A 381-nucleotide genomic window follows, 5' to 3' on the forward strand; every position below is an offset into this window, starting at 1 on the left:
TCGTTAATTTTGCTGGTTCGCCTTGTTCCGCCGCACTTTGTAGTGCGCGTGTTGGGGCGTGAATCAGTTTGTTGGTGAGTTTATTACTAAGTTCGCGCAGTACTTTCTCCGGATCTGCGCCAGCTGCCAATGATTGCAGGCTTTTACTCAGTAACTCTTCACGTATTTCGTTCGCCGACTTACGATAATCGCGAATACTATCAACCGCTTGCAGTGAGCGTAGCCACGTCATAAACGACGCACTTTCTTCACTAACAATGGCTTCGGCCTGAATCGCTTCAACTTTACGTTGCTCAATATTGCTATCGATGATCGACTGCAAGTCGTCCACCGAATACAGATAAGCATCGTTCAATTCGCCAACTTGCGCTTCCACATCAC

1 pseudogene is annotated in these 381 nt (G+C 47.5%); it reads right to left on the bottom strand.

Annotated elements, in window-relative coordinates:
* Nucleotides 1-381: pseudogene (hemA, locus tag UF06_RS16730) on the bottom strand (glutamyl-tRNA reductase); the annotation flags it as partial.

It is taken from the genome of Vibrio sp. S234-5 (assembly GCF_000960595.1).
Classification (GTDB): Bacteria; Pseudomonadota; Gammaproteobacteria; order Enterobacterales; family Vibrionaceae; genus Vibrio.